The sequence below is a fragment of the Alteraurantiacibacter palmitatis genome (assembly GCF_037154115.1).
Taxonomy (GTDB): domain Bacteria; phylum Pseudomonadota; class Alphaproteobacteria; order Sphingomonadales; family Sphingomonadaceae; genus Alteraurantiacibacter; species Alteraurantiacibacter palmitatis.
On the sequence record NZ_JBANRO010000011.1, the window covers coordinates 45617 to 68019 of the forward strand.

Consider the following 22403-nt stretch of genomic DNA (forward strand, 5'->3'; position numbering starts at 1 on the left):
AAGTCTTAAGCCAGTATGCAGCAGGGGATGAACCCGTGGCCCGTATTGTGATGAAGTTTGGCGGCACCTCGATGGCGGGGACGGAGCGTATTCGCCGTGTGGCCAATATCGTGCGCGCGCAGGCCGCCAAGGGCGATGAAGTGGCGGTGGTCGTATCCGCCATGGCGGGCGAGACGGACCGGCTGGTCAATTTCTGCCGCGAAGCGAACGCGCTGTACGATCCGGCCGAATACGATGTGGTTGTGGCATCGGGCGAACAGGTGACCAGTGGCCTGTTGGCCCTTACCCTGCAGGCCATGGGCTGCCGCGCGCGCAGCTGGCTGGGCTGGCAGGTGCCGATCAAGACCGACGACGCCCACGCCAAGGCCCGGATCGAGGAGATCGACGCCCCCGCATTGATCGCCGCGATGCAAAGCGGCCAGATCGCGGTGATTCCCGGCTTTCAGGGCGTGACGCCCGATGGCCGCGTCACCACGTTGGGCCGCGGCGGTTCGGATACCTCTGCCGTGGCGGTGGCTGCGGCGGTGAAGGCCGATCGCTGCGACATCTACACCGATGTCGATGGCGTCTACACCACCGATCCGCGGATTGTGGCCAAGGCCCGCAAGCTGAAGAATGTGACGTACGAGGAAATGCTCGAACTCGCCTCGGTCGGCTCGAAAGTGTTGCAGACGCGTTCGGTCAGCCTGGCGATGAAGGAGAAGGTGCGCGTGCAGGTCCTCTCCTCCTTTGTGGACGAGAACGCGCCCGATGCCGACAGCCTGCCGGGCACGATGATCGTGTCGGACGAGGAACTTGCCAAAATCAGCCAAGAGGGACTGGACATGGAACGCCAACTCATCACCGGTATCGCCGCCGACAAGAACGAGGCCAAGATCACCCTGACCCGCGTGGCCGACCGGCCCGGCGCTGTCGCCGCGATCTTCGGTCCACTGGCGGCCGCCAGCATCAATGTGGACATGATTATCCAGAACATCGCCAAGGACAAGGGCGAGACCGATGTCACCTTCACCGTGCCCAAGGCCGATTTGCTGCGCGCGCAGACGCTGCTGGAAGAACGCAAGGAAGCCATCGGCTATTTCCGCCTGATCGCGGATGACAAGGTGGCGAAGATTTCGGTCGTGGGCGTGGGTATGCGCAGCCATGCGGGCGTGGCGGCCACCATGTTCAAGGCGCTGGCCGATCGCGGCATCAATGTGCAGGCAATTTCCACCAGTGAAATCAAGATCAGCGTGCTGATCGACGCGGACGAGACCGAACTGGCCGTGCGCGTGCTGCATTCAGCTTACGAGCTGGACGCCGCTGCCTGATCCTGGTGTGCCTTACCGGGCACGAAAAAGCGGGCCGCCATTGCTGGCAGGCCCGCTTTTCTTATGGGCGTCCAGTTAATCCAGATTGCACGTCAATCCAGATTTATCGTGTAGGTGCTGCACACATCCACATTGTTGCGCAGGATCTCGCGCCCGCCGCGTGTCACCGCACGGATGTTGAATCGGCACGCGCCCGACCCGTCATCAATCGTGGTTTGCCAGCTGTCGCCTGCGATAATGACGTTGGAGCCCAACTGATCCGGCCCCCAGTCGCGGTTGGCGACATTGGCCCAGTAGATATACCAGACTGATTCCTTGCCGTTGTTGGCGAAGGAGACCGCGCGGTTGCGCCCGTCGTTCGTTGTGCCCGAATTGCTGGCGGCATCCGCGCGGATCGTTTCCATATCCACGCTGAAACGGTTCCAGACATTGCCGAGATTGCTTACGTCCATCTGGTAGGTTTCGCACCCTGATCGCGCCTGACGGTAGAGCGTGAAGAAGGTGATGTCGGTGTAATCGTAATCCGAATGCACCGTCTGCCCGCTGGGGCTGCGCACGGTGAAATCGAGATCGGTATCGCCGTCCCCGCGCACCGAGACATAGACTTCCGGATTGCAGATCGTCAGATCGACCGAATAGGTGTCATTCGCCTCCACCCGGTAGCTGTCCGATTGAGCCAGCGCCGGGGTGGCGGACAAGGCGGTGCCGAGGGCCGAGAAGGCGGCCAGCAGCGTGGCGGCAAGTGGCAAGCGTTTCATGTTGTCCCCCACAAGAAAACTCCAGGATGCCCGCGGGCAGGGGGAGGGCGGGATGACGCGATCCGGCGGCCCTGCGATTGCATCCGAGGCCCTGTTTATGCCCGCCATTGCAGCATGGCAATTGAATGGTGCGCAACCGCCGCGCGAATGACAGGATTTGTATGAATTGGCGCGATCTGCGCGGAGGGATGGACCGCTCGTCTTGTCGCCCGCGCCGATCCGGCCTAGAGGCGGCGCCGGCAACAGAACAGGCACCGGCATGACACGCTTTCCCAAGACCCAGGCGCTGATGCAGCGCGGCGCAGAATTTCTCGGCAGCGAAACCGCAATTCTGTGCGGCGCGATGAGCTGGGTTTCCGAACGCAATCTGGTAGCCGCGATCAGCAATGGCGGCGGCTTTGGCGTGATTGCCTGCGGGGCGATGACGCCCGAACTGCTCGATACCGAAATCGCCGCGACACGCGCGCTCACCGCCAAGCCCTTCGGCGTCAACCTCATCACCATGCACCCCGATCTGTTCGACCTGATCGCGGTGTGCGCCCGGCACAAGGTCAGCCATGTGGTGCTGGCCGGCGGCCTGCCGCCCAAGGGCAGCGTGGAAGCGATCAAGCAAACCGGGGCCAAGGTCATCTGTTTTGCTCCCACGCTGGCGCTGGGCAGGAAGCTGCTGCGATCGGGCGCAGATGCGCTGGTGATCGAGGGGAGCGAGGCGGGCGGGCATATCGGCCCGGTGTCCACATCCGTGCTGGCGCAGGAAATCCTGCCCGAACTGAGCGCGGACAATCTGGTGTTCGTGGCGGGTGGTATCGGCAATGGCGCGATGATTGCCGCTTATCTGGAAATGGGCGCAGCCGGCGTGCAATTGGGCACGCGCTTTGCCTGTGCCACTGAAAGCATCGCGCATCCCGATTTCAAGAAGGCCTTCTTCCGCGCTTCGGCCCGCAACGCGGTGGCATCGGTGCAGCTCGATCCGCGCCTGCCGGTGATCCCGGTGCGCGCATTGGAGAACGAAGGCACCGCCGAATTCACCGCCAAGCAGCGCGAGGTGGCGCTGCTGCTCGATCAGGGCAGCATCGACATGGAAGAAGCGCAGCTGCGGATCGAGCGCTTCTGGGCCGGCGCGCTGCGGCGTGCGGTGATTGATGGCGATGTGAAAAGCGGAAGCGTGATGGCGGGCCAATCGGTCGGCATGGTAACCAAGGAAGAACCCGCCGCCGAAATCATCGCCACGCTGATGGCCGAGTGCGAGGCGGCTTTGACAGGCCGCCGCGCCTGACCACCTAACCGGCAAGCCCCAGCAGCACCCGCGTGGTGGTATCAGGGTCGTTCTGCATCACGAAGTGATCGGTCGCCGCCTCGTGATAGTCCCATCCGGCGGCTTTGGCCTTCTCGGCAAAGCGCGGGAAGGGCGTGGGGTTATACTGGGTGGCGAAGATATAGCTCTTCTTCGGGATCGCGGCTTCTGCGCCGGTCAGCTTCACCGCCTCCACCAGGGTGAGCAGCGGGTGGTAACCCACGATGCCGGGCACGGGCTGCCAGTCATCCGGCGTCATCAGCGGGCGGATCAGGCCGGGCGTGTGCTTTTGCGCTTCCATGTACCAGTTGTGCTCGAAATCGCCGGTAATGTGCCACAGGCTTTCCCCGTCATCGGGCAGGAAGGCATCGACATAGCACAGCGCGTCAATCTGCCGGCCCAGCCGCGCGGCAACCCCCGTGATCACCATGCCGCCATAGGAATGGCCCGCCAAGACGAAGCGGTCGATGCCCGCATCGGCGATCTGCTGGCACACCGCGTCCACGTGATCGGAGAGCGTGATGCCCGGATGCAGTTCGGCCTGCCGCGCGCCAAGGCCGGGCAGCGTGGCGGTGAGCGCCTGATGCCCCGCTGCCTCCAGCCGCGCGGGCACTTCGCCCCAGCTGTGATGCCCGCCCCATGCGCCGTGAACCAGAACGTAATCGGCCATGTCTGTCCCCTCTCCCGAAAAGCAAAAGCCCCGCGAAGCTGTGACGCTTCGCGGGGCTTGTATCAAGCGGCCTTCAAGGCAGGCTTGGCTCAGCCCTTGCGGGTCGAACGCCAGCCCTGCGCATAGGTGTCGCCAGCCATGGCCGAATACGGCACGGGCGACACACGCACGCGCACGTTAAGCTGCTTGTGCGGCTCGACGGTGGTCTTTCTGGTGCCGCCGTTTTCTTCGCCCCACACCACGTGCAGGTCGGTGCCCAGCGGGATTTCGTGGTCAACAGTCGCAAGGCTCAGAGCCTTCTTCTCGTTATACGAGTAGCCGGTGAACAGCGACAGGCCCACGGTGCGGCCGTTCGCGTCAATGACCTTGTCGTAATTGCTGTTGGCATAGTTGGCCAGCGGCAGGTCGAAGAACTTGTACTGTTCGCCTTCGGGATCGAACAGCGAGCCGACGATCTTCTTCATGTCGTCGGCGTGCCATTCGAGCGTGACCTTCTTGCGCTGAACCGACGGATCGATCTTTTCCAGCGCGGCGCGGCCGATGAAGTCGTGGTCGAACTTCACGAACGGGCCATAGCCCAGCTCCCACGGGTTCAGGTAATAGTCTTCGATGTTGTCGGACACGAAGGAACCGCCGATCGCGCCGGTGGCTTCGTAGCTGTCCGCACCCAGCCATTCGCGGTAATCGGCCAGCTCGTCGCCGGTGTAGATCGCGGGCAGGGGGCTCGGGATCCAGCCCGATTCCAGCGTGTTCGACGGATAGGCGCGCGAACCCACGGCGATCAGGCCGAATTCTTCGCCAGCCTTCAGGATTTCGTCGCGGATGTAGTCCTGCTCTTCATACGGACCCCAGATTTCGAGGCCCGGCGAGCCGGCCATGCCGTGACGCAGAGTGCGAACGGTCTTGTTGCCGATCTTCATCGACGACATATGGAAGAACTTCAGCTTGTCCAGCGGTTCGCCGTTCAGCTTTTCGATCACGTCCCATGCGCGCGGGCCCTGGATCTGGAAGCGCCAGGAAATGCGGTGCACCGGCTTGCCCATCGGGCGGCTGGGCGAACGCGGATCGTTGATGATGTTGACGTTGTACTTGCCCTTTTCCGCCTGGAAACGGAGCCAGTTGGCGGCGGGCGCGCGGCCCACATACACGAATTCGTCTTCTTCCAGCCAGAAGATGATGCCGTCACCGATCACATGGCCATAAGGCGTGGTGGGGACATACTGCTTGGCCTTGTTGACCGTCCAGCCCTTGGGGCTGTTGATCATGGTGTCGGTCAGCAGCTTGAGCGCGTCCGGACCCTTGATGTACAGGTCGAACATATGGTGCGACTGATCGAACAGCACGGCCGAGTGCTGCCAGGCCCACTGTTCCGAACGCCAGTTGGAAAATTCCGGCGCGACGACCGGATACACATAGGCACCGATCTGCGAATTGCGGAGCTTGCCGACGATGTCGGTCGTGCCCTGCAGGATCTGTTCAAGATTCTCAGCCATTGCTTCACCTCTCCATGCTTGTGAAGGAATCACATACGCGAAATTGTATGCGTCACATACAATGTTGCGCTAGGGGTGCAAGCGATAAGGCGCATATTGCGCGGCAAAAGCGCCAAAGAATCGGTGGAGGGAGATTGGCCAAGGATGAGGGGAGAGATGGGAATGAAAGTCGAAGCGCTCGATCATGTGAACATCATTACCGATGATCTGGACGGGACGGCCCGGTTCTATGCGGAATTGCTGGGGCTGGAACGGCGCGACGCCCCCCCGCCGCTGACGCCTGAAACCGCACAATGGATGTATGACGATGCGGGCCGCGCCATCATCCATATCAACTCGCTCGATTGCGTGCGCGCCTATGACCGCGAGATCACGCCGGGCGATCTGACCGGCGCGCTGCACCATGTGGCGCTGCGGCTGACCGGATACGAGGAAACGCTGGAGCGGCTGAAAGCGCGCGGGGCGGATTTTCAGGAGAATATCGTCGCCGCGATTGGTCTGCGGCAGATTTTCACCGCCGATCCGAACAATGTGCTGCTGGAACTGAACTTCTTCGGGGAGTGATGCTTCGACCTTTCGACAAGCTCAGGATGAGCGGGCTGATTTGCACCGTTCATTCACTCCGCTCACCCTGAGCTTGTCGAAGGGTATGTAAGCAGCTTATGTCCAAGCGCATGGATTTCCATGCCTATCTTCTGCGCTGCACCGATGATTCCTACTACGCAGGCCACACGGATAATCTGGATCAGCGCCTTGCGCAGCATCAGTCGGGCAGCTTTGGCGGCTACACCGCAGTCCGTAGGCCGGTGACTTTGGTGTGGTCGGATCGGTTCGGTACACGCGACGAAGCCTTCGCTGCCGAACGCCAGATCAAGGGTTGGAGCCGGGCCAAGAAGGAAGCGCTGATTGCTGGCGATTGGGAGCGGGTGAAAGTTCTGGCGCGCAATCGGCAGGATGATCCTTCGACAAACTCAGGATGAGCGGCCTTCGACAGGCTCAGGATGAGCGGGGTTGCGATTACCGCGGCACCGTGCCCGCAATCGTCGTGCGATACATTTCGCGGCGGAAGCCGTCGTAATCGTTGGGCGCAAGGTGCATCGTGGCCGCATTGTCCCACAGACATACCATGCCCGGTTTCCAGCGCAGGCGGCAGGTAAAGGCGTGCTGCGTGGTATGCCAGACGAGGAAATCGATCAGCGGCTTGGCCTCGTGCGTGGTCATCCCCTCGATGCCGGCGGCGTAGGTATCGCAGATATACAGCGCCTCCTCTCCCGTGACCGGATGCTTGCGCACAAGAGGGTGATAGGAACCGCGCATCCCCTGTTCGTGCTTTTGCGCATCGCCAAAGCTGATCGCGGCGCCGCGCAGGAACTCCTGCGTCGCGTAATTGTTGCGCGCACTCATCCACACTTTCAGCGGCCGCAACATGGCCTGATAAGTGGGTGAGAGGTGGCGGAAGGCGAGTGCGGTATTCGCCCACACCGTGTCGCCGCCCCAAGGCGGGCCGTCTACCTGCCGCAGAAAGGTGATGCTGGGCGGTTCGGGCAGGAAGGGGCTGTCGGTATGCCAGCCGCCGCCGAACAGGCTGGGCGTCACCTCGTCGGCTTCCTTGATGATCGGGTGCACATCGCGGTGGCCGGGCACGCCCTGCGTATAGGCATCGACCGCGAAATCTCCCAGCCGCAGCGAAAACGCCTCGTGCTCGGCATGGGTCAGGTTCTGGTCGCGCACGAAGATCATCTTGTGCTTCCACAGCGCCTGCTTCAGGCTTTCGACGCCTTCGTCCGACAAGTCGGGCAGGCGCACGCCGGTGATCTCCGCCCCCATCGAGGAGGCGAGCGGCTCCACGCCGAAATGGTTCGATTGGAACGGGCGGTTATCGAAATCCCCGCACGGCGCCACGCGCACTTGCCACATCGCATCTCTCCCCTGTGCCTTGCATCACGCGAGGCGGCGGCATTCTTGTGCGATACCGTCCGCCCCGCAATGACCGATGTCAATTAAAGCGCGATCACTGTCTTGCCGAAGCTGTCCGGCCCCCAGGCATGGGCATAGGCCTTGCCCGCGTCCTCGAACGTGAAGGTCGCGCCGATGGGCGGTTTGATGCCGTGCTGATCGACAAAGGCGTTGAGGCGGTTTGCCATCGCCACGCTGCCCACAAAGATGCCCCGGATGCTGCCGCCGGTCATCATGAGTTGGCGCGGATGCGGCGGATCGCCATCGGCCAGCACGCCGATCAGCGCAATCTCGCCTTCGGAGGCGAGCGCGTTCATGCTCTGCTGCAAGGTGCCCACACCGCCGACTTCGACCACCTTGTGCGCGCCGCCAAATTCCCTGGCGATATGCGCCCCCCATTCAGGCACCGCCTTGTAATTGACCCCGTGCGCCGCGCCCAGCGCCATCACGCGGGCGAGCTTCTCATCGGAAGAGGAGGTGGCGATCACCTCGGCCCCGGCGGCTTTCGCCAGTTGCAGCGCAATCATCGAAACGCCGCCCGAACCCAGCACCAGCACGCGGCTCCCCGCCTTGATGGGGCGCCCGCCTTCGAACAGCGCATTCCACGCGGTGACGCCTGCGCAGGGCATACAGGCGGCCTCGGCATAGGAGAGGCTGTCCGCCATCTTCACCACGCCATGCGCGGGCAGCACGACCTTTTCGGCCAGCATGCCCGGTGCCTTGCCGTCACCCAGCGCGCGGCCCATTACCTGCGGGCCGTCCACCCAGTCCATGAAGAAGCTGCCCTGCACCCGGTCACCCGGCTTGAACGCGGTCACGCCTTCGCCCACCGCCAGCACATCGCCCGCGCCATCGGACAGCGGCACCGAAGGCTGCGTGATCGGGCCGCCGAAATACTTGCCCGCCGCCACCGCGAAATCGCGGTAATTGATCGACCATGCCTTGGGCGCGATCAGCACTTCGCCGGGGCCGGCGACCGGATCGGGCAATTCGCCCAGATAGAGCTGGCCGAAACTTTCGCAGCCCTCAGGCAGCAACCATGCACGCATTCATGTTCTCCCGAAAATGTCTCAGACTTCGATGGATTCCAGCACGCCGCCATCCACGGCCCAGTCCTGCCCGGTCACGTGGGCAGCCGCATCGGACAAAAGGAAACAGGCGACCTCGACCAGTTCCTCGCAAGAGCCCATTCGGCGCTGCGGCACGCGCGCGGCAATACGGCCTTTCTGCTCGTCCGGAATGCGGGCCAGCGCCTCGGTCTCGATAAAGCCGGGGATGATGCAATTGGCGCGGATGCCGTGCGGGGCCATCTCCACCGCGATCGCGCGGGTGAGGCCCAGCACGCCGTGCTTGGAGGAGACATAGGCCGGGTTCATCGCCATGCCACGCTTGGATGCCATCGATCCAGTCACAAGGATCGACCCCTTGCCAGCCTCGATCATGGGCGGCAGCACCTTTTGCGCGGCCCAAAAAACGGAGGAGAGGTTCACCCGCAAGGTTTCCTCGAACACCGCCGGATCAAATGCGGTGAAGGGGGTGAAGCCGCCGGTCAGGCCCGCATTGGCGAACAGCGCCTCGACGGGGCCGAAATGCGCGGCGGCGGCATCCAGCGCGCTCTCCAGCGCCGCCTTGTTGCCCACATCGGCGGCAAAACCCGCCGCGTTGGCCCCGATGCCCGCGACCACTTCATCCAGCACGTCCTTGCGCCGCGCGATCAGCGAGACGCGCGCCCCGCGTGCTGCGAGCATTTGCGCGGCGACAAGGCCAATGCCGCTGGATGCGCCGGTGATGCAGATATGCTTGGCATTGAAATTCACGCCCTCTCTCCCCTCAGGCCCTCACCTCTCACGAAGGCGGCCCATTTGTCCGCCCCCGGATAATCGCTTGCGTCCGGATCCCACACCTGCCGCATGATCGCGTGCGCCGTGGCTTCGTCCATCCCGTTTTCGATATGATAGCGGCAGAAGAAGGCCGAGACACGCCAGTTCATGATGCAATGCACATGGACGGGCCGATCATCCGCGTCCAGCGCGGCGGCAAAGGCGCGGTAATGCGCCTCTGCCGGCGCATCGAAGGGCACGGGGATATGGACATAATCCAGCCCTGCCGCCGCCATCTCTGCCTCCGCTTCGGGCAAGGCTTCAGAATGTGTCGCCAGCGCCAGATTGATGACGCGCCGCGCGCCCATCGCGGCCAGCCGCGCCGGATCGCCCGGCTGCAACCGGCCCGATGTGGTCACCCGGTCCGACAGGCGCAGAAAGGCGCGGATGTCGGCGGGATCGGTCATTCCTGCGCTCAGACCAGCCCCAGAACCCTGGCGGCGTTGTCCTTCATGATGCCGGGCATCACGTCGTCACGGAAGCCGACTTCGGCCGCCGCCGCCATCCACTTGTCCGGGTGAATCAGCGGGAAATCGGTGCCGAACAGCATTTTGTGTTTCAGCTGCGTGTTCGCATACTGGATCAGCTGCTTGGGGAAATATTTCGGGCTCCATCCCGACAGGTCGATGAACACATTGGTCTTGTGCAGCGCCATGCTCAGGCTTTCATCCACCCAGGGCCAGCTGGGATGGGCCAGGATGATCTTCATGTCGGGGAAATCCACCGCCACATCGTCGATCAGGATCGGCTGGCCGTATTTCAGCCGCATCCCGCCGCCGCCGCGCATACCGGTGCCCATGCCACTGTGGCCGGTGTGGAAGATCGCGGGCAGCTTGTATTCGTTGATCACCTCGTAAATCGGGTAACCCATGGGGTCGGCCGGATGCGCGTTCTGCGCAATGCCGTGGAATTTGAAGCCCTTGACGCCGTAATTCTCGATCAGGTCGATTGCCTCGCGCGCGCCATACTTGCCCTTGTGCGGGTCGATGCTGGCAAAGGCGATGCAGATATCGTCGTTCTTGGCGGCGAGTTCGGCCACCTCGTAATTGCTCACCCGCTTGGCGCCCATGCCGCTTTCGCAGTCCACGGTGAACATACAGAAGGCGATCTGCGTTTCGCGGTAAAGCTCGATAATCTCAGGCATTTTCGGCCGTTCGCGCGGCGCCTTGAAGTAAGCGCTGGCCGCATCGAAATACTTGCCCATCACCGGATCTTCGGGATCGTGGCAGCTCACTTCCGCATGGACGTGCACGTCGATGGCGCGGATCTTGGAAAGGTCGATGGGCATGAATTGGTGTCCTGAATAAAGAAAACCGCTCACCCTGAGCTTGTCGAAGGGCCGTGCCGTCTTCCGTAGAGGTCAGAGGAAAAAGCGGTGCTTCGACAAGCTCAGCACGAGCGGTGCGGGGGAGGGAGCGCCGGGGCGCCCCCTCCGTAAGCCGATCACAGCTTCATCAGCACCGACTTGGTCTCAAGGTAAGCTTCCAGGCCAAGGCGGCCCTGTTCGTGGCCGAGGCCGCTTTCCTTGTAGCCGCCGAAGGGCAGCGCCGGGTCGATCATCGCGTGGCAATTGACCCACACGGTGCCGGCCTTGAGCTGGCCGGCGATGCGCACGGCGGCGCTGGCGTCCTTGGTCCACACACCGGCGGCAAGGCCATAGGGCGTGTCATTGGCTTCCTTGACCACCTCGTCGAGGTCTTCAAAGCGCTGCGCGACCACAACGGGGCCGAAGATTTCCTCGCGCACCACGCTCATCTGCGGGTTCACATCGGTGAGGATGGTGGGGTTGACGTAGTAGCCGCCGTCGCTGGCCGGGGCGTCACCACCCATCAGCACCGATGCGCCATCGCGCTTGCCCGCTTCGATATAGCCCAGCACGCGCTCGTGCTGTTCCTTCGACACCAGCGGGCCCATGTGAGCCGCCGGGTCAAGGCTGGGGCGCGGGGCCCAGAATTCGGCGGTGGCGGCCATGCCTTCCACCACCTTGTCGAACACGCTCTTATGCGCATAGAGGCGGCTGCCGGCCACGCAGACCTGGCCCGAATTGAAGAAGATCGCGCCCGCCACGCCCGGCGCGGTTTCGGCCACATCGACATCGGGCATCACCACCACGGGCGATTTGCCGCCCAGTTCCAGCGTCACCTTCTTCAGATGTTCGGTGGCGTTGCGGTTGATCAGCTTGCCGATTTCGGTGGAGCCGGTGAAGGCGACCTTGTCGACATCGGGGTGCTTGACCATGCGGTCACCCGCCGTGTGGCCATAGCCGGTGATGATGTTGACCACGCCTGCGGGAACTCCCGCTTCGTGGATCAGGTCGGCCAGGCGCAGCGCGGTCAGGCTGGTCTGTTCGGCGGGTTTCAGCACCGTGGTGCAGCCTGCGGCCAGCGCCGGGGCGATCTTGAGGCAGGCCATCAGCAGCGGGAAGTTCCACGGCACGATCTGCGCGCAGACGCCCACCGGCTCCTTCAGCGTATAGGCGAACATCATGCCGCCCGGCATCGAATAGGGGGGCAGGGTGTCGCCGTTGATCTTGCCAGCCCAGCCCGCCATGTAGCGGAAGTGGTTGGCCGCGCCCGGCACATCCACCACACTGGCCATGCCCTTGGGCTTGCCCACGTCGATGGCTTCCAGCTCGGCCAGTTCATCGGCATGGGCTTCAATCAGGTCGGCGATCTTGTGCAGCGTCTTTTCGCGCACCACGGGGGGCAGGTTGCGCCAGCGGCCATCGTCAAACGCGGCGCGCGCGGCGGCCACGGCCCGATCCACATCCTTGTCGGTGGCTTCGACGAAGCTGGAAATGATCTTGCCGTTCGACGGGTCTTCCACGTCAATCGTCGCGCCGCCGCTGCTGTCGACCCATTCGCCATTGATGTAGAGCTGCGGCTTGCGCGCCAGCGCCTTCTTCACCGCGTCCGAATATTCCCGCTGCGTGCGGTCGATCGTGGTCATCTCATTCATGGTTGAACTTCCTTCTCCCGGATGGCGTCAAACAAATCCCTCACCGAATCCCGCACCAGGTGCAGGATACACGATAACAGAGGCAGATATGGCTGCCTATCGCGGCGCGATCAAGCTAACGCCCGTTACAATCGTCTTGTCCTGCCCTCACGAACCCTGAAGCCCGATGCCGCCAATGCGCTTGTCCTCGTTCGCGCGGTAGATGACATATTGGCGCACATTCTCGATCCGCTCGCGGCTCAAGGACTGGCTGAAACCCGCCATGCCGTTGGAGGCAAGCGCGCCGTCATGCACGATCATCATCCAGGTTTCCCGGTTGTCGAGCGTGGCGCTGCGGCGCAGATCGGGCAGCACGGTGGAACCGATCGCGGCATCGCCGTGGCACTGCCCGCAATAGCGGCCATAGTCATAGGTGCCTTGCGTCAACTGCGCCTGCGTTCCGCTGAAGGGCGGCGGGTCGATCGGGCGTCGCTCAAGCGGCGGGGCGGGGGGCAGGGTGGCCGTGCCGCCCAGCTTGAACACCAGCAGGCGGCTGATATTGGGCACCGCCCCGCTGGTTTCGTTGAGCACGCCGCCGGGCGCTAGCGCCCAGATGCCGCCCCAGCCCGCCATCACGGCGACATATTGCTCGCCATCCACCGTATAGGTGATCGACGGCGCGACAACGCCGGTCTGCGCGGCAAAGGACCACAATTCGCGCCCGTCATTCGCGGCATAGGCCTTGAAGAAGCCGCCCGCCGTGCCCTGGAACACGATGCCGCCGCCGGTCGCCAGCACGCCGCCGTTCCACGGGCCGGGATATTGCACGCGCCAGCGTTCGGTCTGCGTCACCGGATCCCACGCGATCAGCGATCCGCGCGTGCCTGCCGCCGCGCCGCGCCGCACATTGTCATCCGCAGGCAGGCCGCCTGCCGCCATGTCGATGCCGACATTGAAGCCGCGCGCGGTATCGGGTTGCCAGTTCGCTTCGGGCACATAGGGAAAGCCCGCTTCGATCACCGGGATGTAGACCAGCCCTTCGCCGGGATGGAAGGCCATCGGGTGCCAGTTATGCGCCCCGCCCGCGCCGGGGCTGGCAACGAAGGGGACGCCGGTCTTGTCATAACGCGCTTGCGGGTTTTCGATCGGGCGGCCGGTGGCCATGTCGATGCCGCTGGCCCAATTGGTGGGCACGTAATTCTTGGCGCTGATCAATTCGCCGGTTTCCCGGTCGAGCACGTAGAAAAAGCCGTTCTTGGGCGCCTGCATCAGCACTTTGCGCGTGGTGCCGCCGATGTCCATGTCGGCCAGCATGATATGCTGCGTGGCGGTGAAATCCCAGGTTTCGCCCGGCGTCGTCTGGTAATGCCAGACATATTCGCCGGTCTTGGGCCGCAGCGCCACAATGCTGGAGAGGTAGAGGTTGTCGCCGCCGCCGGGGCTGCGATAGGCCTGATTCCACGGGGATCCATTGCCTACGCCGATATAGAGCAGATCGAGATCGGGGTCATAGGCCATCGCGTCCCACACGGTGCCGCCGCCGCCCAGATTCCAGAATTCCCCGTTCCATGTCTCGCGCGCGGCTTTCAGATAGGCAGGCTCGCTTGCCGCCTCATCGGGCGCGCCGGGGACGGTGTAGAAACGCCACAGCATTTCGCCGTCATTCGCATCATAGGCGGAGACATAGCCGCGCACGCCGTATTCCGCGCCGCCATTGCCGATCAGCACACGCCCGTCGATCACGCGCGGCGCGCCGGTAATGGTGTAGGCCTTGGTCTGGTCGACCGTGACCTTGGACCAGACCTCGGCCCCTGTCTCGCGGTCGAGCGCGACCAGCCGCCCGTCGAGCGTGCCCAGATACAGCTTGTCGCCCCAGGCGGCGAGGCCGCGATTGACCACGTCGCAGCACGCCTTCACCCCGGTTTCGCCAGGCACCTGCGGATCATATTCCCACAGCAGGGCGCCGGTCTTGGCGTCATAGGCCTTCACTTTCGACCATGCGGTGGAGACATAGAGCTTGCCGTCGATCACCAGCGGGGTTGCTTCCTGCCCGCGCGCGGTGTCCATATCGGCAAACCAGGCAAGCCCCAATTCGCCCACATTTTCGGTGTTGATCTGGTCGAGCGGGCTGAACCGCTGTTCGGAATAATCGCGGCCATAAGTGATCCAGTTGGCCGTATCCGCGCCCGCATTAAGCAGCGCGTCGTTATCGATCCCGTCGCCCGGCGCGCCGCAGGCCGCCAGTGCCAGGGCCGCACAGGCGGCGAACAGACCGTTCCGGAATGTCATCATGCTCTCTCCCCAAAGGGTGCCCCCTCTGCCGGGGAGGCTGTTCCTTGCCGCCCCTGCTATAAGGGGCTTTGTATGCGGTGCATACTAACTTGGCTTGGCAGCGATCAAGGGACTTTTTGGGCAGGGTGACGCAGCTTCCGCATGGGCCGATCCGCCTGCTGCCGCCGCGCACGATTGCGGCTTGCGCGCAAGTTGCCTTTTCGCATATGTGGACGCGTCCAGTCGAGCGCGAGCCCGCGTCATGACCCTGGTCTAGCTGCATCTTTGCTAAGACAGGACAATCCTCTCATGCCTACCAAACTGCCGTCTCGCGCCGACCATGTCGGTTCCTTCCTGCGTCCGCGCGAGATTATCGAAGCCCGCCAGCACGTCACGGCGGACAATATTTCCCGCAGCGAACTGCGCAATATCGAAGACGCCGCAATTGCTGACCTCGTCGAATGGCAACAGGCGCTGGGCCTGAAGGCGATCACCGATGGCGAGTTTCGCCGGTATTTCTTCCACACCGATTTCCTGCTGCAACTGGCAGGGGTTGAGGAACGCGGCGGCCTGAAGAAGGCGTTCAAGAACGATTCGGGCAAGGACGTGTCCTTTGCCCCGCCGGTGATGGTGGTCACGGGGAAGATCGCGCATCAGCGGCCGATCCAGCTGGCTGATTACCAGTATCTCGCCGGCAAGGTTGGCGAAGGTTTCATGCCCAAGGTTGCGATCCCCAGCCCGTCCATGCTGCATTTCCGCGCCGGGCGCAGCGGCATCCCTGAAGACATCTACCCCACGATGGATGAATTCTATGCCGATGTCGCCGCCGCCTACCGCGCGGAAGTGGACAGCCTTGCTGCTGCCGGGTGCCGTTACATCCAGATGGACGATACCAACCTTGCCTATCTGTGCGATGATGAACAGCGCGCCGATGCGGCCAAGCGCGGGATGGATCCCGATGCGACCACGCGCCAATATGCCAAGCTGATCAATGAGAGTTTCGCATCCGCGCCCGCCGACATGATCAAGGCGATCCATTTGTGCCGCGGCAATTTCCGCAGCAGCTGGGCGGCCGAAGGCGGGTATGAGCCGGTGGCCGAGATCATGTTCAACGAACTGGATATCGACGCCTTCTTCCTCGAATATGACGACCCGCGTTCGGGCGATTTTGCGCCCTTGCGGTTCCTGCCCAAGGGCAAGACCGTGGTTCTGGGCCTTGTCACCACCAAGCTGGGCGAGCTGGAGAGCAAGGACGATATCAAGCGCCGCATCGACGAGGCGGCCAAGTTTGCCGATATCGACCAGCTGGCGCTTTCCCCGCAATGCGGCTTTGCCAGCACGGTGCACGGCAACGACATCACGACCGAACAGCAGGCCGCGAAGATCCGCCTGTGCGTGGAAGTGGCCGAAGAAGTCTGGGGCTGATCCCGCCTTGCGCTGATGGAAAAGGCCGGGCCGCCTGTTGCGCTGCCCGGCCTTTTTCATGTCTGGAATCCGGCCTCGCGCCATGATAGCGCTATCACCTAAGGGGGGGATGATGCCATGCACCGCGTGACCATGGTGGATGCCTTGCGCGGCTGGGCCTTGCTGGGCCTGTTCCTGGTGCATTGCGTGGAACGGTTCGAGCTCTACTGGCTGAACCCCGTGCCCGACGCGTGGTTTGACGCGGTGTTCACGGTCTTTGCGGGCAAGGCCTTTGCCATCTTCGCGCTGCTGTTCGGCTTTGGCTTTGCCACGATCATGGGCAATTCCGCCAAACGCGGAGAGGATTTCACATGGCGGTTCGCGTGGCGGCTGGTGCTGCTGCTCGCCATCGGCACGCTGCACGCGCTGGTCTATCGCGGGGATATACTTCAGGTGCTGGCGCTGGTGGGCCTGCTGCTGATTGCGTTTGACCGGGTAAAATCGGATCGCGTCCTGCTGCTGCTCGCCGCGCTGCTGTTTGCGCAAGTGCCGCTGCTGTGGCGCGCCGTTGCGGCCGCAGGCGGCGCTGGATGGGCGCAGGCAAGCGCGGTGTTTGCAGGCGACAGCGGGCTGGCCTTTCTCGCCACCGGCACTTTGGCCGATATGCTGGCGGTGAATGCCGGGCCGGGCATGGCAGCCAAATGGTCCTTCTATATCGAAACCGGCCGGGTGGTGGAGATTGCCGGGCTGTTTCTGGTGGGCATGGTGATTCAGCGGCGCGGCCTGTTTGCCGAGGCGGAGCAGCACAGGCGCCTGTGGCTGGGCGTGCTGGGCGTCTCGCTGCTGGTCTGGGCCGCGGTAAGCTGGGCAGAACCGCGCCTGCTGCCGCCACCTCCGCCCGAAACCGAGCCGATGGTGCGGCAGAACCGGGAATGGGCAATTGCCCAATGGCGCGCGCTGGCGGCCACCGGGGTGCATATCGCGGCCTTCGTGCTGCTGTGGCACAGCGCGGCGCGCCCGCTGCTCGGCATTCTGGCCGCGCCGGGGCGGATGACGCTGACGCTCTATGTCGGGCAGTCGTTGGCTTGCGTGCCGCTGCTTTACGGTTGGGGGCTGGGCCTGTTCGACGATCTGACCCATGCCGAGGCGGTGGTGTGGGGGCTGGCGCTGTTTGCAGCACAAGTGCTGTTCGCGCGCGATTGGTTCCGCCGTTACCGCTACGGCCCGCTTGAATGGGTCTGGCGCGCGGCCACCTATGGCACGGCCAGGGTGCCGATGCGGCAGGCCGCCTAACCGCGCCGGCTAACCCCTGATGCGAAACACGGCGCGGGCATTGTCCTCCATCAGCATCTTCTTGACCTGCGGCGGCATATCCATCCGGTCGTAGGCGGCAAGCTCGTCGGAGCTTTGCTGATAGGGGTAATCCATCGCATAGATCACCCGTTCCGGCCCCAGCACCTTCTGGCAGAAGGCGATGCCATCTTCCCAGCCGCAGCCGCTGGTGGTGATCCATATATTGGTGCGGAAATAATGGCTGACGGGGTGGTTGAGCCTGATCGGCTCCCCTCCGCCATCGATCAGCGGGCGCGGGCGTCCGTCGGCATTTCCCTGCATCCAGTCAAACCGATAGAGGTGCAGCGGCATACATTCGCCCAGATGCCCGATGACGAGGCGCAGGCGCGGATGCCGGTCGAACGCGCCCGACATCACCAGCCCCATCGTGTGCAGCCACACATCATGCGGAAATCCGCCCAACGCGCCGAAGAAGCCGCGTTTTTCGTAATGCGGGGCGCTGTGCGGGGCGGTGGGGTGGATGTAGAGCGCGAGGTCAAGCGCCTCCAGCGCTTCCAGAATGGGCCGGTATTCCGGCTCGTCCAGATAGTGCCCCTGAAAATGCGAATTGAGCACCGCGCCGTTGAGGCCAAGCGCGGCGGCGCGTTCCAGTTCCTTCACGCTGCCTGCCACATCGCGCGGATCGAACGCCGCCAGCGCGGAAAAGCGGGTGGGGTGGTTGCGGCAGGCTTCGGCGGCAATATCATTCGCCTCGCGCGCCAGCGCGGTGCCATCCGACGGGCGCACCACCTGCACGCCGGGCGCGGTGAGGAGCAGCAGCTGCCGGTCGATCCCCAGCTCGTCCATATGCGCGATGCGCAAGTCCCCCAGGTCTTGCAGCATTTCCTGCAAGCTGGGCATCCTGTTGAACATCACCCCCATGCGCAGCGAAGGGTCATCGGGCGCATCGCCGCTGCCCAGATAGTCCATCTGCGCCTTCACCAGCGCGGGGAAAGTCCACGCCTCCTCGGTCGCGATGCGTTGATAGGGTGCGCTGCGGTCCACATGGCCTGCACGCGGTGCCATGCCCACACGGGTGCGGTGGCTGAAATCTTCGCGGAAATGGCCTTTCAGCCCCTTCTCGCTCCCGTCCGGCAGCAAAGGCATGGCGTCTCCTCCCCTCTGTTTGCGTCTGGCGCGTTCTGTCCCCTTCGGTCGCTGTGGGGGATCAGCCGTGCGTCAGAACATCGTGTTGTCGTTCAGCGCGGTTTCGGGCACCGGCTGGATCACATCCCAATGCTCCACCAGATAGCCGTTTTCGATGCGGTAGATGTCCACCACCGCGCTGCCCCGGTCATCGGGCGCACGCTTGAAGTGGTAATGCACCGCCACCAGCGTGCGGCCCTGATCGTCCTCGCCATAGATCGTCCGCTTGACGTCATGCGTCATCTGCGGGTTGCGTTCCATATGCGCGGCCAGCACGGCGATGGTGGCATCGCGCCCGGTGGGCGAATTGGGATCGTGCTGGATATAATCGGGATGCACCCAAGCCTCGAAACCCTCCACCAGCCGGTTCTGGTTGTAGAAGATTTCGATGAAGCGTTCCGACACTTCACGGTCGGACAGTTCGGCCCGGTTGCTGGTATCGAGCGGATCGACCACCCCCTGTTCCGTGGACACCGCTTCCGCCTCATCCTCCCCGCCGCCCGAACAGGCGGCGAGGATGAGCGCCAGCGGCATCGCCATCACGGCGAGACGCATCTCACTTTGCCCCATTGGCAAAGGCGATCCCGAATTTCGGATGCGCGAAATGCATCGGCACATCCTGCCGGTAGGGCCAGGTCTTGCGGTGTTCGCTGGGCGGAAGCAGGCGATCGGGGCCGAGCGGGTCTTCGGGGAAGGTCTTGGTGGCGGGTTGCAGATGCGCGGTGGTGTGCGCCCAGCCGCTTTCATAATCGCCCTGCCACTGCATCATGTAATCGAGCCGCTGGATCTTCCACACGCCGTCGACATTGACATAATCGTTCTCGTAAATGCCCGCTTCCATGAACTGCTGCGGCATGAAGTCTTCCTTGGTATCCTGGAAATCATCGTGCCAGCCGCCCAGCAGGATGCCGTGGAAGCGGCCCTTGGCTGTCTTGCGGTCGGGCGCCACGGTGATGATGTCCTGCATCTGGAAATGGTCGAGCAAAAGGCCGTTGACCGGGCCGGGCTTGCCGCCGGTAAAACGCCCGGCGATCCAGTCGCCATACAGGCGCTTTACGCCGGCATGGCCGACATATTCGCCCGACAGGAACACGACGCAGCCGTCTTCGGCAAACAGGTCTGCCACTTCATCGGGCCGGTTGAAATCGATGTAATAGCCATAGGCCCAGTGCAGGCGGCGGATCGCGGCCATGTCTTCCAGCACGCCCACACGGTGCTCCAGCGCTGCCAAACGGCTTTCGGTGTCGCTCATTGCTCGACTCTCTCCCTCAGATTGTTATGTCTCACCCTAACAAGTGATAGTGTTTTGGCGAGAGGGAATTGATGGGCAAGACATGGAACGGAGCGGATTACCGCGATCAGTGGGCGGGCCGCGTGGCCTTTGTCACCGGTGCTGTGACAGGGATTGGCCTGGGCGTGGCGCAGGCCTTTGCCGATGCGGGGATGCAGCTGGCGCTGTCCTACCGCAACGAGGATGACCGGGCGGCAACTGCCGAATGGTTTGCGCAGAAGGGCTATGCCGAGCCGCTGTTCATCAAGCTCGACGTGACCGACCGCGACGGGTTTGCCCGCGCGGCGGACAAGGTCGTGCAGCATTTTGGCGAAGTGCACGTGCTGGTGAACAATGCCGGTGTGTCGGTTTTCGGCCCCACGGACGAGGCGAGCTATGACGATTATGACTGGATCATGGGCGTCAATTTCGGCGGCGTGGTGAACGGGCTGGTGTCCTTCCTGCCCCGGATCAAGGCATCGCAAGGCCGCCGCCATGTGGTGAATATCGCCAGCATGGCGGCCTTCCTCCCCGGCCCGCAGGCAGGCATCTACACCGCCAGCAAGTTTGCCGTGCGCGGCCTCACGGAAAGCCTGCGCTACAACCTTGCGCCGCACGGGATCGGCTGCTCGCTGTGCTGCCCCGCGCTCACCCGCACCAATGCGTGGAAAAGTGCGCAGAAGCGCCCCGATGCCTTTGCCGACAGCGGGTTTGCCCCCACGCCCGATGCGGTGCTGGAACAGTTCGGCACCGCGTTCGAGGAGGGAATGGATCCCTATGAGGTTGGCTGCAAGATCCTGGCCGGGATGACGCAGCAGGACGGGTTGATCCTCACCCATCCCGAGCATGGGCCCGATTTCGAGGAACTGCACGAAAAGATGATGGCCGCGCTGCCGGTGGAGGACGCGCCGCCGGGCCGCCTGCATATCGAGGAGCTGCGCCGCAAGGCGATGCGCGATGCGGAAGCTGGCCTCATCATCAAGCTTGATGACCTGACCTGAGGGCAGCCTTTTGGTCTCTGGACGCGCGGCGCTGCTCTGGTATCCTCGGCGCCGGTGGAGAGAATGTTGGGAGGCTCATCATGTGTGAACGGGAGATGTTCGATGGCGCAGCAGGCGCGCGGCGCGACTGGCGTGGCGCGGCGCTGACCCGGCGCGATATGGCCCGGCTGGGCGCGGTGGCAGGCGCGGGCTTGCTGGCCGCTGGCGGCGTGGCGCCTGTGTTGGCGCAGGGCGCGATGCAGGAAGAACTGGTGACATTTGACGCGCCGGGCGGGCGTATGGACGGCCTCTTCATCCATCCGCGTGCCGGCAAGTATCCCGGCGTGGTGCTGTGGCCCGATATTGCGGGCCTGCGCGACGCCAAATACATGATGGCCCGCGAACTGGCGCGCGAAGGCTATTCGGTGCTGGTCGCCAATCCCTATTACCGCAGCGTGGAAGGCCAGCAGTTCGACGATTTCGACGCCTGGCGTGAAGGCGGCGGTTTCGACCGTGTGCGCCCGTGGATGGCGCAGAACACACCGGCCAACATTGTCGAGACAATGGGCGCGGTGGTCGCCTGGATGGACCGGCAGGCCTCGGTCGATACCGCGCGCGGCATCGGGATGCAGGGCTATTGCATGACCGGCAGCTGGGTGATCCGTGCGGCGGCGGCCCTGCCCGATCGGGTAAAGGCCGCGGCCAGTTTCCACGGCGGCGGGTTGGTGGGCGATGCGGCGGATGCGCCGGTCAACCTGCTTGCCAGCGTCGCGCCCGATGCGCGTGTGCTGATCGCCATTGCCCGCGATGACGATGCGCAGGCACCCGGTGACAAGGACGCGCTGCGCGCTGCTGCCGATGCGGCGGGACGGCAGGTGGAAATCGAGGTCTATCGCGGCAATCACGGCTGGACCGTTCCCGACAGTCCCGCCTACGATGTGGATCAGGCAGACCGCGCCTTTGCCCGCCTGCTGGCGCTGTATCAGGCCGCGCTCTGAAACCCGGTTGATTGAACCGGATTGCCCCTTGCGGCGGGACGAACCGGTCGTCCGCCGCGGGGGCTTTTGAAAATTGCGGCAAATCAAGGCAGGGCGTTGCGCCTGCCCCTATCCCGATCTCCAGACGGCCCCTGCCGGGGCGCAAGGGTGGCAGGCTTATGTGTCTGCCGAATGATCGGGAGAGACGAGATGAAGAAGCTTTACCTTGCCGGCTTGCTGGCCCCCGCCCTGTTGCTGGCGGCTTGCGGCGGCGGTGATCCGGCAGAATCGGTGGAGGCGATCCGCCATACCGAAAAGGCGCAACTGGAATCGATTGCGTCCAAGGATCTCGTGGGCATTGCCCGCCTTTACCGCGATGATGCGCGGCTGGTGCGGCCTGATGGCACCGTGCTGGAAGGCGGGGCGGCGATTGCCGATGCCTATGGCGACCTGCTGGAAGATCCCAATTTCGCGCTGACGATGGAACCGGTATCGGGCTGGGCCTCGTCTGACGGGGAACTGGCCGTGGTCACCTCGCTTGTGCAGTTCACAACCACCGATCCCGCCACGGGTGAAGCGGTTACGCAGTCGCTCGACAGCCAGACCGTGTGGCACCGCGAGACGGGGGCCACCTGGAAAATCATCTCGGCCTATAATGTCGCGCGCCGGCCGGAAGCCGCATCGGCCCAAGCCGCGCCTGCCGAACAGGCCGCCGCGCAATAGTC

At 63.7% G+C, this 22403-nt stretch carries 22 protein-coding genes; 9 read left to right on the forward strand and 13 right to left on the reverse strand.

What is annotated here, in order from left to right:
• Nucleotides 1–35 precede the first annotated feature (35 nt).
• Nucleotides 36–1310 carry an aspartate kinase gene (locus tag WFP44_RS13290; RefSeq protein WP_419716506.1) on the forward strand — a complete coding sequence of 425 codons (1275 nt, stop codon included), beginning with the start codon at nucleotides 36–38 and terminating at the stop codon, nucleotides 1308–1310.
• A 92-nt stretch (nucleotides 1311–1402) separates the two neighbouring features.
• On the opposite strand, the gene WFP44_RS13295 is transcribed toward WFP44_RS13290, so the two are convergent.
• Nucleotides 1403–2068 carry a hypothetical protein gene (locus tag WFP44_RS13295; protein ID WP_336927047.1) on the reverse strand — a complete coding sequence of 222 codons (666 nt, stop codon included), beginning with the start codon at nucleotides 2066–2068 and terminating at the stop codon, nucleotides 1403–1405.
• 259 nt (nucleotides 2069–2327) lie between these two features.
• Between WFP44_RS13295 and WFP44_RS13300 the strand changes: the two genes are divergently transcribed.
• Nucleotides 2328–3344 carry an NAD(P)H-dependent flavin oxidoreductase gene (locus tag WFP44_RS13300; RefSeq protein ID WP_336927048.1) on the forward strand — a complete coding sequence of 339 codons (1017 nt, stop codon included), beginning with the start codon at nucleotides 2328–2330 and terminating at the stop codon, nucleotides 3342–3344.
• 4 nt (nucleotides 3345–3348) lie between these two features.
• On the opposite strand, the gene WFP44_RS13305 is transcribed toward WFP44_RS13300, so the two are convergent.
• Nucleotides 3349–4032 carry an alpha/beta fold hydrolase gene (locus WFP44_RS13305; RefSeq protein ID WP_336927049.1) on the reverse strand — a complete coding sequence of 228 codons (684 nt, stop codon included), beginning with the start codon at nucleotides 4030–4032 and terminating at the stop codon, nucleotides 3349–3351.
• Nucleotides 4033–4121: 89 nt separating this feature from the next.
• Nucleotides 4122–5525, reverse strand: coding sequence for a vanillate/3-O-methylgallate O-demethylase (ligM, locus tag WFP44_RS13310; RefSeq protein ID WP_336927050.1), 1404 nt, complete (start codon nucleotides 5523–5525; stop codon nucleotides 4122–4124).
• A gap of 162 nt (nucleotides 5526–5687) precedes the next feature.
• Here ligM and WFP44_RS13315 point away from each other — a divergent pair, with 162 nt between their 5' ends.
• Both WFP44_RS13315 and WFP44_RS13320 read left to right on the forward strand, forming a co-directional pair.
• Nucleotides 5688–6089 carry a VOC family protein gene (locus WFP44_RS13315; protein ID WP_336927051.1) on the forward strand — a complete coding sequence of 134 codons (402 nt, stop codon included), beginning with the start codon at nucleotides 5688–5690 and terminating at the stop codon, nucleotides 6087–6089.
• A 98-nt stretch (nucleotides 6090–6187) separates the two neighbouring features.
• Entirely contained in the window at nucleotides 6188–6505 is a 318-nt protein-coding gene (locus tag WFP44_RS13320; protein WP_336927052.1) for a GIY-YIG nuclease family protein, read from the forward strand.
• A 37-nt stretch (nucleotides 6506–6542) separates the two neighbouring features.
• Here the strand turns inward: WFP44_RS13320 and WFP44_RS13325 are convergent, their stop codons facing one another.
• The 7 genes from WFP44_RS13325 to WFP44_RS13355 form a co-directional block, all read right to left on the reverse strand.
• Nucleotides 6543–7442, reverse strand: a complete 900-nt coding sequence (locus WFP44_RS13325) for a TauD/TfdA dioxygenase family protein (protein WP_336927053.1) — start codon at nucleotides 7440–7442, stop codon at nucleotides 6543–6545.
• Nucleotides 7443–7525: 83 nt separating this feature from the next.
• Nucleotides 7526–8530, reverse strand: a complete 1005-nt coding sequence (locus WFP44_RS13330; RefSeq protein ID WP_336927054.1) for a zinc-dependent alcohol dehydrogenase family protein — start codon at nucleotides 8528–8530, stop codon at nucleotides 7526–7528.
• Between the two features lie 21 nt (nucleotides 8531–8551).
• Nucleotides 8552–9298: an SDR family NAD(P)-dependent oxidoreductase gene (locus WFP44_RS13335; protein WP_336927055.1), complete on the reverse strand. Its 747-nt coding sequence runs from the start codon at nucleotides 9296–9298 to the stop codon at nucleotides 8552–8554.
• Nucleotides 9295–9768 (reverse strand): beta-lactamase hydrolase domain-containing protein, encoded by a 474-nt coding sequence (locus WFP44_RS13340; protein ID WP_336927056.1) that lies wholly within the window; start codon nucleotides 9766–9768, stop codon nucleotides 9295–9297. The genes WFP44_RS13335 and WFP44_RS13340 overlap by 4 nt, the downstream gene beginning before the upstream one ends.
• Before the next feature lie 8 nt (nucleotides 9769–9776).
• Nucleotides 9777–10649, reverse strand: coding sequence for an amidohydrolase family protein (locus WFP44_RS13345; protein WP_336927057.1), 873 nt, complete (start codon nucleotides 10647–10649; stop codon nucleotides 9777–9779).
• 155 nt (nucleotides 10650–10804) lie between these two features.
• Nucleotides 10805–12319 (reverse strand): aldehyde dehydrogenase family protein, encoded by a 1515-nt coding sequence (locus tag WFP44_RS13350; RefSeq protein WP_336927058.1) that lies wholly within the window; start codon nucleotides 12317–12319, stop codon nucleotides 10805–10807.
• A 147-nt stretch (nucleotides 12320–12466) separates the two neighbouring features.
• Nucleotides 12467–14587, reverse strand: coding sequence for a PQQ-dependent dehydrogenase, methanol/ethanol family (locus WFP44_RS13355; protein ID WP_336927165.1), 2121 nt, complete (start codon nucleotides 14585–14587; stop codon nucleotides 12467–12469).
• 291 nt (nucleotides 14588–14878) lie between these two features.
• On the opposite strand from WFP44_RS13355, the gene WFP44_RS13360 reads away from it, so the two are divergent.
• The gene (locus tag WFP44_RS13360) at nucleotides 14879–15994 is read left to right on the forward strand and encodes a 5-methyltetrahydropteroyltriglutamate--homocysteine S-methyltransferase (RefSeq protein WP_336927059.1); all 1116 of its coding nucleotides are present in this window, start codon (nucleotides 14879–14881) and stop codon (nucleotides 15992–15994) included.
• 117 nt (nucleotides 15995–16111) lie between these two features.
• Nucleotides 16112–17266, forward strand: coding sequence for a DUF418 domain-containing protein (locus tag WFP44_RS13365; protein WP_336927060.1), 1155 nt, complete (start codon nucleotides 16112–16114; stop codon nucleotides 17264–17266).
• Nucleotides 17267–17275: 9 nt separating this feature from the next.
• On the opposite strand, the gene WFP44_RS13370 is transcribed toward WFP44_RS13365, so the two are convergent.
• From WFP44_RS13370 to WFP44_RS13380, 3 genes are all read right to left on the reverse strand, one after another.
• Nucleotides 17276–18412 carry an amidohydrolase family protein gene (locus WFP44_RS13370; protein ID WP_336927061.1) on the reverse strand — a complete coding sequence of 379 codons (1137 nt, stop codon included), beginning with the start codon at nucleotides 18410–18412 and terminating at the stop codon, nucleotides 17276–17278.
• A gap of 72 nt (nucleotides 18413–18484) precedes the next feature.
• The gene (locus WFP44_RS13375; RefSeq protein WP_336927062.1) at nucleotides 18485–18991 is read right to left on the reverse strand and encodes a nuclear transport factor 2 family protein; all 507 of its coding nucleotides are present in this window, start codon (nucleotides 18989–18991) and stop codon (nucleotides 18485–18487) included.
• 16 nt (nucleotides 18992–19007) lie between these two features.
• Nucleotides 19008–19703: a nuclear transport factor 2 family protein gene (locus tag WFP44_RS13380; protein WP_336927063.1), complete on the reverse strand. Its 696-nt coding sequence runs from the start codon at nucleotides 19701–19703 to the stop codon at nucleotides 19008–19010.
• 71 nt (nucleotides 19704–19774) lie between these two features.
• On the opposite strand from WFP44_RS13380, the gene WFP44_RS13385 reads away from it, so the two are divergent.
• From WFP44_RS13385 to WFP44_RS13395, 3 genes are all read left to right on the forward strand, one after another.
• Complete coding sequence (locus tag WFP44_RS13385; protein WP_336927064.1) at nucleotides 19775–20722, forward strand: SDR family NAD(P)-dependent oxidoreductase; 948 nt, start codon at nucleotides 19775–19777, stop codon at nucleotides 20720–20722.
• An 80-nt stretch (nucleotides 20723–20802) separates the two neighbouring features.
• Nucleotides 20803–21699: a dienelactone hydrolase family protein gene (locus WFP44_RS13390; RefSeq protein WP_336927065.1), complete on the forward strand. Its 897-nt coding sequence runs from the start codon at nucleotides 20803–20805 to the stop codon at nucleotides 21697–21699.
• Between the two features lie 189 nt (nucleotides 21700–21888).
• The gene (locus WFP44_RS13395; protein WP_336927066.1) at nucleotides 21889–22401 is read left to right on the forward strand and encodes a YybH family protein; all 513 of its coding nucleotides are present in this window, start codon (nucleotides 21889–21891) and stop codon (nucleotides 22399–22401) included.
• The last annotated feature ends 2 nt before the right edge of the window (nucleotides 22402–22403 follow it).